Origin of the sequence: Pseudolactococcus raffinolactis NBRC 100932 (genome assembly GCF_001591765.1) — a bacterium.
In the GTDB taxonomy this organism is placed as follows: Bacteria; Bacillota; Bacilli; order Lactobacillales; family Streptococcaceae; genus Pseudolactococcus; species Pseudolactococcus raffinolactis.
Genome location: NZ_BCVN01000048.1, coordinates 1 through 10,924 on the forward strand (window position 1 = coordinate 1; position 10,924 = coordinate 10,924).

7 protein-coding genes are annotated in these 10,924 nt (G+C 41.6%); 3 read left to right on the forward strand and 4 right to left on the reverse strand.

Annotated features, from left to right (window positions below; translation table 11 throughout):
- The 4 genes from LRA01S_RS09665 to LRA01S_RS09680 all read right to left on the reverse strand — a co-directional run.
- A partial coding sequence (locus tag LRA01S_RS09665; protein WP_156470236.1) for a metal-sulfur cluster assembly factor occupies window positions 1-203 on the reverse strand: 203 nt, incomplete at its 3' end.
- Between the two features lie 166 nt (window positions 204-369).
- Window positions 370-1,809 (reverse strand): glutamate synthase subunit beta, encoded by a 1,440-nt coding sequence (locus tag LRA01S_RS09670; RefSeq protein ID WP_061775417.1) that lies wholly within the window; start codon window positions 1,807-1,809, stop codon window positions 370-372.
- 1 nt (window position 1,810) lies between these two features.
- Entirely contained in the window at window positions 1,811-6,313 is a 4,503-nt protein-coding gene (gltB, locus tag LRA01S_RS09675) for a glutamate synthase large subunit (protein ID WP_061775419.1), read from the reverse strand.
- A 270-nt stretch (window positions 6,314-6,583) separates the two neighbouring features.
- On the reverse strand, window positions 6,584-7,315 hold the full coding sequence (locus LRA01S_RS09680) for an epoxyqueuosine reductase QueH (protein ID WP_061775425.1): 732 nt from the start codon (window positions 7,313-7,315) through the stop codon (window positions 6,584-6,586).
- A gap of 219 nt (window positions 7,316-7,534) precedes the next feature.
- Here LRA01S_RS09680 and LRA01S_RS09685 point away from each other — a divergent pair, with 219 nt between their 5' ends.
- The 3 genes from LRA01S_RS09685 (at window position 7,535) to LRA01S_RS09695 (ending at window position 10,838) form a co-directional block, all read left to right on the forward strand.
- Window positions 7,535-8,122: a DUF6287 domain-containing protein gene (locus LRA01S_RS09685; protein WP_061775421.1), complete on the forward strand. Its 588-nt coding sequence runs from the start codon at window positions 7,535-7,537 to the stop codon at window positions 8,120-8,122.
- A 70-nt stretch (window positions 8,123-8,192) separates the two neighbouring features.
- A complete protein-coding gene (locus LRA01S_RS09690) occupies window positions 8,193-8,618 on the forward strand; it encodes a DUF6287 domain-containing protein (RefSeq protein ID WP_061775423.1) in 426 nt (141 codons plus the stop codon).
- Window positions 8,619-8,720: 102 nt separating this feature from the next.
- Window positions 8,721-10,838, forward strand: coding sequence for a heavy metal translocating P-type ATPase (locus LRA01S_RS09695; RefSeq protein WP_082785449.1), 2,118 nt, complete (start codon window positions 8,721-8,723; stop codon window positions 10,836-10,838).
- Window positions 10,839-10,924: the final 86 nt, after the last annotated feature.

Consider the following 10,924-nt stretch of genomic DNA (forward strand, 5'->3'; position numbering starts at 1 on the left):
TCTGTTAATAGATCAGCAAGCGGACAACCCATTGTTGTCAGAGTCATTTGGATCTCAGTTCGGCCGCTATCTTCAAATTCAATCGCATAGACAAGGCCAAGGTTAATAATATCAACCCCTAACTCAGGGTCAATCACGCTCTCAAGTGCTGAGAGGATTCTATCTTTAATTTTTTCAACTTCTTCTGCTGTATAATTTGCCATTCTTGGTCACAAACCTTTCCTTACACTTAGTATGTCTATTTTATCAAATTTTAATGACTTTGACAAACATGTTTGACTAGGTAACTGCAAATAGGTAGCACTCATCCTTTTTCGCTACTGATATCAAAAAATGGTACCAGAATTCTGATACCATTTTTTGATAGGATTATTGTGTCACCATGACACGCAAGGTTTCATCAATTTTTTCGGCTGTTTTACGGCCTTCACGAATGCCCCAGATAACGAGGGATGGGCCACGTTTGGCGTCACCTGATACATAGACTTTTTCGTTATTTGTCGTGTTGTCATCAAAGATTTGCGTGATGCCGAAGCCTTGGAAGATAGATTGTTCCGCGCCAGTGAAGCCCATAGCAAGGAGGACTAAATCAGCTTTCAAGGTTTCTTCTGTGCCTTCAACTGGCTTGAAGCCTGGGCCGACCTGAACGGTATTAATCGCGATTAATTGGCCACGTTCTGCACCGATAAATTCAGTTGTTGATGTTGCATAGCGGGTCAAGTTGATATTACCAGCAGCAATAGCTTCTTCTTGGCCATAACCTTTACGGTCAACCATTGGATATTCAGGCCATGGATTGGCATCAGTTCGTTGGCCTGGGAGCTGAGGTGTGATCTCAAGTTGGGTCACACTTGCAGCACCAAGTCGGATCGCTGTGCCGATACAGTCATTACCTGTATCACCACCACCGATAACGACAACGTTTTTGCCTTCAAGAGATTTACGCATTTTTTTGTCGCCATTGGCAAGGACGATTTTTGTGATGTTTGTTAAGAAATCAACCGCAAATTTCACGCCATTGAGTTCACGACCTGGTACTGGTAGATCGCGCGGAACGCTTGCACCTGTTGCCAAGATCACGCGGTCGAAGTCTGCTTCTAAAGCTTCAAATGAGATGTCTCGACCAATTTCTGTATTGGCAACAAATTCAACCCCGATTTCTGCCATGATGTCAATCCGACGTTGGACGATATCTTTGTCAAGCTTCATGTTAGGAATCCCATACATGAGCAAACCACCAAAGCGATCTGAGCGTTCGAATACTGTCACGTTATGTCCCAGTTGGTTCAAGCGCCAAGCTGCAGAAAGCCCTGCAGGGCCAGAGCCAACAACGGCAATTCTAAAGTCGGTCCGTTCTTTTGGACGACCACTGTCTGCAACCCAACCTTGTTCAAAGGCATTATCAATGATGAAGCGTTCATTATCATGAATGGCAACACCGTCACCGTTGAGAGCTTCTGTACAGCCTTTTTCACATGGTGCAGGACAGACACGACCAGTCATTTCTGGTAGTGGATTTGTCCGTGATAAACGATCAAACGCTTTTTTAAACTCACCACGGTAGACAAGGTCGTTCCACTCAGGAATCAAGTTGTCGTTTGGACAGCCTGAAACTGCGCGACCACCACCGTAAAATTCACCAGCGTGACAGAAAGGTATCCCACATCCCATACAGCGGGCTGCTTGCTCTTGTCGTTCATCAACTTCAAGTGGGACTTGTAATTCTTCAAAGTCCAATACACGCTCAGCAACAGAACGGTAAGGATTATCCTTACGTTTATATTTCATAAAGCCAAATGGATCTGCCATATTATTTGCCCCCTACTTTAATTAATTCAGCTTTTTCAGCTGCAGGTGTCCGCATAGCTTTCTCAAATGTTTCCATTTCAAGTTCGCTTCCGGTCAAGCCTGTTTGTGCCAAATGGTATTCGATTTCCTTAATTTCATGGAATTCTCTCGGATAAACTTTCACAAATTTATCAACAGCATTGTCCCAATCCGCGAGCAAGGCTTTTGCTTTTTCAGAATCAGTATAGGTTGCATGATTTTCAACCATTTCTTTCAGGACTTCATCACCACGTGTTTGACCGACTTTATATAAGTCAACCATTTCCATGTTAACTTTTTCTGCAAAATCGCCCTTTGCGTCATAGACATAGGCAACACCGCCGCTCATACCAGCAGCGAAGTTTTGACCTGTACTGCCAAGGATTACGGCTAAACCACCCGTCATGTACTCACAACCGTGTTCGCCAACACCTTCGACAACGACTTTAGCTCCTGAGTTCCGAACACAGAAACGCTCACCTGCACGACCACGGAAGTAGGCTTCCCCACGAACTGCACCAAACAGCGACACATTTCCGACAATCGGAGAAGCTTCAACATTAAAGCCTGCATCAACCGGTGGTTTCACAATGACACGACCACCTGATAGTGATTTGGCGATGTAGTCATTGGCTTCACCGATCAAAGTGATTTCCATCCCTTGTGTTGCAAAAGAAGCAAAGGATTGACCAGCGATACCCGTATATTCATATTTAAGCAAGCCTGGTTCAAGTGCATAGTTACCGTAGCGTTCTGCAATCCAGCCGGCCATACGAGCTCCTGCTGTCCGTGTCACATTGTTAATCGTTTCTTTAACGGTCACACCAGTGCCACTATCAATGGCAGCTTTGGCAAAGCCGTCAAGTTCTTGCCATTGACGTTCTTCAATAAATGGATCGACCACTTTACGTTCAATCGGCATGGTTGTTCCAATGATGCGACTGAAATCAAGCGACTTAGCTTTGCCTTTTGCGATAAACTTAGGTTTCAAGACTTCGGCATGACCAATCATTTCATCTACTGAACGGAAACCAAGGTCAGCCATGATTTCACGGAGTTCTTGTGCTAGGAATTTCATGCCATTGACAACGTGTTCTGGCTTGCCAGCAAAATGGGCACGTAGCTCAGGATTTTGGGTTGCTACACCAACTGGACAGGTATTCAATGAACAAACACGCATCATGACACAGCCAACAGCCACCAAGGCAAGTGAGGCAAATGAATATTCCTCAGCACCTAATAGAGCAGCAACTGCGATGTCACGACCTGTCATCAACTTCCCATCCGTTTCAAGGGTCATCCGTTGACGTAAGTTATTCATCGTCAAGGTTTGATGTGCTTCAGCAAGTCCCATCTCCCACGGCAATCCAGCATCACGCGCTGAGTTCCTTGGTGAGGCACCCGTTCCACCATCATAACCAGAGATCACGACTTTATCCGCACCAGCTTTGACACAACCAGTCGCGATCGTCCCAACACCTGTAGATGAAACGAGTTTCACGTTGATTTTCGCATAAGGATTAATGGCCTTGAGGTCATAAATCAATTGTGCCAAATCTTCGATTGAGTAGATATCATGGTGAGGTGGAGGAGAAATCAAGGTCACACCTGGCGTTGAACCGCGGATTTCTGCAACCCATGGAAAGGCTTTACCACCTGGTAACTGACCACCTTCTCCTGGTTTAGCACCTTGGGCTAATTTAATTTGTAATTCTTCAGCGCTCATCAGGTATTCAGCATTAACACCAAAACGACCTGAGGCAACTTGTTTGATTTTAGAGTTGAGGTTGGTGCCGTCCGCTTGTTTATAGAAACGTGCACGGTTTTCACCACCCTCGCCTGAGTTAGACTTAGCGCCAATCGAGTTCATGGCAGCAGCAATCGTTTCATGGGCTTCTTTTGAAAGCGACCCAAAACTCATAGCCCCTACTTTGAAGCGTTTGACGATATTTTCAACCGGTTCAACTTCTGACAAAGCAACTGGTGTACGCTCCCCTTTTAATTCCCAAATATGACGGAGATTTGATGGCGTTTCGTCAGCTTCCAAATCAAGCTCAGCTGAATACGCCTTATACAAGTCATAATCGCCTTGACGAACCGCTTTTTGGAAGTTGTAAATCGTCAATGGATTAAAGATATGGTGTTCGCCATCCGCTTTAAACTGGAATGACCCACCAGATGGCAAGGTTTCGTGACTGCGGTGACCATAGGCAAATTCGTAGCGCTCTAGGTACTCAGCTTCGATTTGATTCAGCGTCAAACCACTAATCCGTGTTACTGTGCCACGGAAATATTTGTCAACAACAGCATCGGAAAGACCAACCGCTTCAAAGAGCTGTGCACCTTTGTAACCAGAGACAGTCGAAATTCCCATCCGACTCATGACCTTGATAATACCTTTTTCAGCTGCTTGACGGAAAGACTCAGCCTTATCAGACATACTGTAGTCTTTCAAGGTTTCATAAGCGCCATACGGGTGAATCGCACTCGCACCATACCCAACGATTGTCGCAAAATGATGGACTTCATTCACTTCCGCTGTATCCACTACGATTGAGAACTGGCTGCCTTTTCCTTTTTCGACCATGTAGTTGTATAAACCAGACGTCGCAAGCAAGATTGGCATTGGCATCAAGCCTTCTTTTTGATCACGATCACTTAGGATAATGATGCTAGCACCTTTATCAACTGCTGCTTCGACCACTTTAAACATATCGACTAAGGCATGTTCCAAACGGTTTGGTGTGTCTTTCGTCACGTCATATAATGTCGAAATCGTTTGGGCTTGGTGTTTTTGATCTGATAGTGCTGCTATTTTTTCGAAGTCTTCAGTCGTTAAAACTGGACTATCAAGTTTGAGTTTCACACAGTTTTCGTCATGATCTACAAGCAAATCACCATCGCGACCCAGATAGACTTCTGTTCCGACAACGATTTTTTCACGAATGGCATCAATCGGTGGATTGGTAACCTGGGCAAACTGTTGTTTGAAGTAAGTAAATAGAGATTGATTTTTTTGTGATAGGACAGCAAGCGGGCTGTCATACCCCATAGCAATGACTGGCTCTTGACCGTTTTCTGCCATAGGGACAATCACGGTTCTGATCACTTCTTCTGTATAGCCAAAGAGTTTGTGCATGGTTTGACGCTCATCTTCTGAAATATCATCAAAGGCTACTTTTTCTGTTAGGTCATCAATATGAAGCAAGTTGTTGTCTAACCATTTTTCATAAGGGAATTGCGCGGCATAATGTTTTTTAACTTCTTCATTACGGAGGATCTTACCGTTAACAGTATCAACAAGCATCATGTTCCCAGGGCCAAGCACGCCTTTTTCGACAACACGACTAGGTTCGAAGTCTACGACACCTGACTCTGATGAACAGACGATGAAGTTATCTTTGGTGATGCTATAACGACTTGGACGCAAACCATTACGGTCAAGACGGGCACCTACGGTATCACCATCTGTAAAGACTAGCGCTGCTGGACCGTCCCACGGTGCCATAAATGATGAGGTATACTCGTAAAACGATGTTAATTCTGGCGATAAGCCAGCTTCTTTGCCCCAAGCCTCTGGTATCATCATCAAAAGGGCATGTGGCATGTCGCGACCGTTGCGGTAGAGGTACTCCATACAGTTTTCGAGCTTGGCCGAATCGGAGTTTTCCTCATTATAGATCTCGATTTTATGCGAGGTCATCCAGTTTTCAGCGCCACGAAGGGTGTTGATCTCACCATTGTGAGCGAGGAAACGAAAAGGTTGTGCACGATCCCATGATGGGAAGGTATTGGTTGAGAAACGTGAGTGTGTCAAGGCTATCGTTGATTTGAAGGCAGGGTCTGACAAGTCAGGATAGAATGTTCGAACTTGGAATGCATGGAGCATGCCTTTATAAACGATTGTTTTACTTGATAGTGAGCAGATGAACATCTCAGACGTCGCAAATGTTTTCTCAAGTTTACGACGGAGGCGATAGAGTCTATCTTCAAAATCGCGACCACTTTTGCTATCGGTTGGTTTTGAAATGATGAATTGAACAAAAGCAGGCATAATCGCTTGCGCACCAGGGCCACAGTTATCAAAATTAAAAGGGACATCACGTGTCATTAAGATTTGATAGCCATCAGCTTGCATTTCATTGCTGATTGATTTGCAAAGCGCTGCTTTTTTGTCCACTGCTTTAGGCAGGAAAAACTGACCCACGGCATAGTCGCCGGGGGCTGGTAAGGTGATGCTATTTTCTGAAGATATTTTTGTAAAAAATTCATGTGGCATGGCAAAAAGTGCACCGGCACCATCGCCAGTATCAGGTTCTGCTCCTGTCCCGCCACGGTGATTCATGCGTTCTAAGATTGTCATCGCATAATCCACTAGCTCGTGAGTCGGTTTACCATCTATTTGGGCAATAAAGCCCATACCGCAGGCATCAGACTCAAAAGACTGATCCCACAAAGTTTGCCGTCTAGCTTGTAATTTATCCATTCATTCATCCTCTCACAGATAATGTCAAACATCTTTTACTTTTGTAAAATTATCTGACAAAAGATATAGGAATATTCTACCAAAAAAAATTGAAAATGACAAGTGAATTTTCTGAAAATTCATTATTTTTGATTGCGATAACAATGGGATAAAAAGAGAACGTCTCACATTAAAACGTTCTCTTTCATACAGTTTGATATCAGCTACATCATATTTTAATTGTTACTTATTTTACCTTGGTTACTAGCTCAATGTGAGAAAATCACTGGGTTAGCCATTTACTTCTTGTTTTGCTTTAAGAAAGGCTTTAGCTTCTTGGTTAACGGCTTTTAAATCACTCCCTTGTTGCTTGGCTGCAAAGACACAACCGCAGTAACATTGGCGATAGATGTCGTACTCTCGGCACATTTGGACAGAACGTTCATAGCCTTTATTCTTCTTAAAATCACTTGGAAGGTATTTAACTGCGTAAATTTTCTGGGCATCTAATCCGATTTCGTTGATTAGTTGGCTGTCTTTTTGGGGTGACAAGGTGAGGGCACTACCGAAATAATCGTAACCTAAGGCGACTGCTTTTTCTGCTACCAAATCCAATCGGAGTTGGAAACAAGCACTGCACCTTAAGCCTTTTTCAAGTTCATCTTGTAGTTCTCGCGCCATGACCATTTGGATAAAATCATTTGGTCGGTAATCTTCTTCGAGGAAAGCGACGTTTTGATTGGTGCGCTGATTGAAGTCGTGGACGAAGGCTTTTTGGATGAGGGCGCGGCGTCTGTACTCGGCTTCTGGGTGGATGTTTGAGTTGGCAAAGTAGATCGTCACGTCAGCGTAGGTGCTCAGAAACTCGAGTGTGTAGGTGCTACAAGGCGCACAGCAAGAATGAATAATGAGTTTTGGACGTACACCACCTGCTTGCCAAGTTTGAATCATTTGTCGCAAAATCTTGTCGTAGTTGACTTTTTGATTTTTCGTATTAACTAGTAATTCGGTTGAATCAATCATTTTTTCCATTGCTCTCTCGTTATTTTTTGTTTCTAGAGATTATTTTAACATAGTTTTCGTGTGAATTTTTGATTATTTAATGACATATTTCTGTTTCTCCATTCAATCTTATAACATCTTTAATTTATTTAAGACACCATCATTCTTTTTTGGTATAATGGTTCTGAAACACGGCAGGGGCAAGAAAATTTGCGAACCTGAAGAGATAAGAAAGATGACATGATCACAAATAGAAAATTGCTAGCTCTATTATTCTTAAGTTTTGCCTTTTTGGGGGCCTGTTCAAATACCAAAAATCACACAGAACACTCATCCAAAAATCAGCTATCACAAGGCTCAAAAAAGAAAAAAGACACTATTTACTCTGAATCAAGTCCCACAAAATCATCAAGTTCGACTTCGGCAAAATCAGAAACCTCTGCTCCTAAATTAGAAATACCTGCAGCTGAACAAGATTTAGACATTGCTGCCATTAATCAAGGTGATATTACGACACTTGTTGGCAAGTGGCAAAATGGACGTGGAGAAACAGTCATTGTCAACCCTGATCAAACTGTTAAGTTGATTGATGTTGATGGCATATCTTCCAATAGTCTAAATGTTTATACCGTCCCAGATTCGGAAAATGCGTTCAATATTCCTTATGTCGCGATTGGCGAGGTACGAGCTATTGCAACCCTCAATTTGTATCCGATTGACTTTTCAAACCCTAATGGCGATCAATCTGATGTCAGTAGACCTAGATTAGTTCTGACCCAAAATACTATGAACTTTCCTGCAGATTTATATTATTATCGTGTCAATTAATTCATAGGAAAAGATAGTGTAAAATATCGTACAATCTTGATTCACATTAAAAGCTAAGGGAGAGAACTTTATGAAAAAAGCAATTATTTTAGGAACCCTGTTATGTTCATCACTTCTTGTTGGATGTTCTAACAAGAAAGAAAATAATTCTACAAAAAGAGAAACGAAAATTACCAAAAGTTTAACACAGGATTCATCTACAAATAAATCATCCGAATCAACAGACACATCTTCTATAACAGAAGAATCTATACAACAATCTCAAATACCAACTTCGGTAACTGAACAAGACTTTGATTTTGATGCTATTAATAACGGTAATTTTAGCTCGGCAGCAGGGACATGGAAAAATAAATTAGGCGATACAATGAATCTGAATAACGACGGAACTGGGATAATTACAAGCCAAGAAGGAAATCAGTCTCCTTTTAAAATTATAGATTTTAAAGATGGGATAGGTCAATATGCGCCGACAAATACTAAAGAGCACCTCTAATAAGTTCATGTTTGACATTCTAATAAATAACTGATACCATGTAATCACACATCGTTTACAGATGTAATCGGTTGTGGATTTGATTTTAAGGGGGATCAAACTATGTCTAATCAAGAGAACCACGTTCATACTGATGAGCATCAACATCATATGAACAGTCATGACCATATGGTGAATGAGGACCACTCAGAACACATGCATCATCAAACGGAAATGACACATAATGCGCACGCCAATCATGGTGAAAGTATGGATCATAGCATGCATATGGGGAACTTAAAGGTAACATTTATTGTTTCTTTGTTGCTCTCCATACCGATTATTTTATTATCACCTATGATGGGGATTAATTTACCATTTCAGATAACATTTCCAGGGTCTGATTGGCTTGTACTAATATTTGCCTCAATTTTATTCATTTATGGTGGTCGACCCTTTTTAAAAGGTGCAAAAATGGAGCTGGAGATGAGAAATCCAGCAATGATGACCTTAATTTCCTTAGGGATTTCTGTCGCATTCTTTTATAGTGTTTACGCTTTTATCATGAATAACGTCATAAAAAGCCAGACGCATGTCATGGATTTCTTTTGGGAGTTAGCAACATTAATTGTTATCATGCTACTTGGGCATTGGATAGAAATGAACGCTGTAAGTCGCGCTGGAGATGCATTACAAAAAATGGCTGAGTTATTACCAAGTACAGCCTTAGTTCTTGATGCATCCGGTAATACAAAAGAAGTTGCCCTAAAAGATGTGCAAGTAGGTGAAAAAGTGCTTGTTAAATCTGGAGAAAAAATTCCGGCTGATGGGAAAATTATAGAAGGCAAAACAAACGTTAACGAGGCAATGGTAACTGGGGAATCAAAAGATATCCAAAAAAACATCAACGACAGCGTGATTGGTGGCTCAGTGAATGGTTCAGGAACGATAACAGTAGAGATAACAGGTACAGGCGAGTCAGGTTATCTATCACAGGTCATGTCGCTAGTAAGTAATGCCCAAAAAGACAAATCAAGAGTCGAATCCTTATCTGATAAAGTAGCAAAACTTTTATTTTATGTTGCCTTATGTGTAGGGATAGGCGCATTTATTATCTGGCTATTCCTAACTGGTGATTTAAATATCGCATTGGAAAGAATGGTGACAGTCCTTATCATTGCCTGTCCACACGCCTTAGGTTTGGCAATTCCACTTGTTACTGCAAGGTCGACTTCACTTGGTGCTAAAAACGGTCTATTAATCAAGAACCGACAAGCCCTAGAAGTCTCTAAAAAAGTTGATGTGGTCATGATGGATAAAACTGGAACCTTAACTGAAGGTAATTTCGCAGTCACTAATTATCAAACATTCAGTCCTAAAGTTAGTAAAGAGCAAGTCCTTACTTTGATGGCAGCACTTGAACAAAATTCTAGCCACCCACTTTCAGTAGGCATCTTGAAAAAAATTGACGAACTGCGCTTAACAATTCCCAAAGCAGTAGAAATTACCAACCTACCAGGTATTGGCATAGCCGGTCAAGTCAATGGAGAAGACATCAAGATTGTTAGCATTAGTTACCTAAATAAACATCACATCTCTTATGATAAAAAATTGTTTGAAGCACTATCTAACCAAGGTAATTCGATTAGTTTCTTACTCGTAGCAGAGCAAAATGTTGGTCTGGTCGCACAAGGAGATCAAATCAAGCCTGAGTCTAAGATGATGATTGAAAAATTAAAAGCTAAAGGCATCCAACCAGTGATGTTGACAGGTGATAACCAACAAGTAGCATCCGTTGTTGCCAAACAATTAGGAATTGAGGATGTGCATGCGGAACTCATGCCAGATGAGAAAGAGGCAATCGTTAAATCTTATAAAGAACAAGGACTAGTCGTAATGATGGTTGGTGATGGTATTAATGATGCACCAAGCCTAGCAAGAGCTAATATAGGTGTTGCTATCGGAGCTGGAACTGACGTTGCCATAGAGTCAGCAGATGTTATCCTAGTTAAAAGTAATCCTTCCGATATTTTGCATTTCCTCTCCCTAGCCAAAAATACACAAAGCAAAATGGTTCAAAACTTATGGTGGGGAGCTGGTTATAATATTGTCGCAATTCCATTAGCAGCAGGTGTTTTAGCAAATTGGGGTATCATATTAAGTCCTGCTATCGGTGCCATTTTAATGTCATTCAGCGCCGTTATCGTCGCAATCAATGCCATGTTACTTAGAGTTGATTAAAACATCTTACTGATACAAAGCTCTAATCAAAGTTAAAAGAATACCACAACAAACGCAACTAAAATTATTAGTTGCGTTTGTTTTTA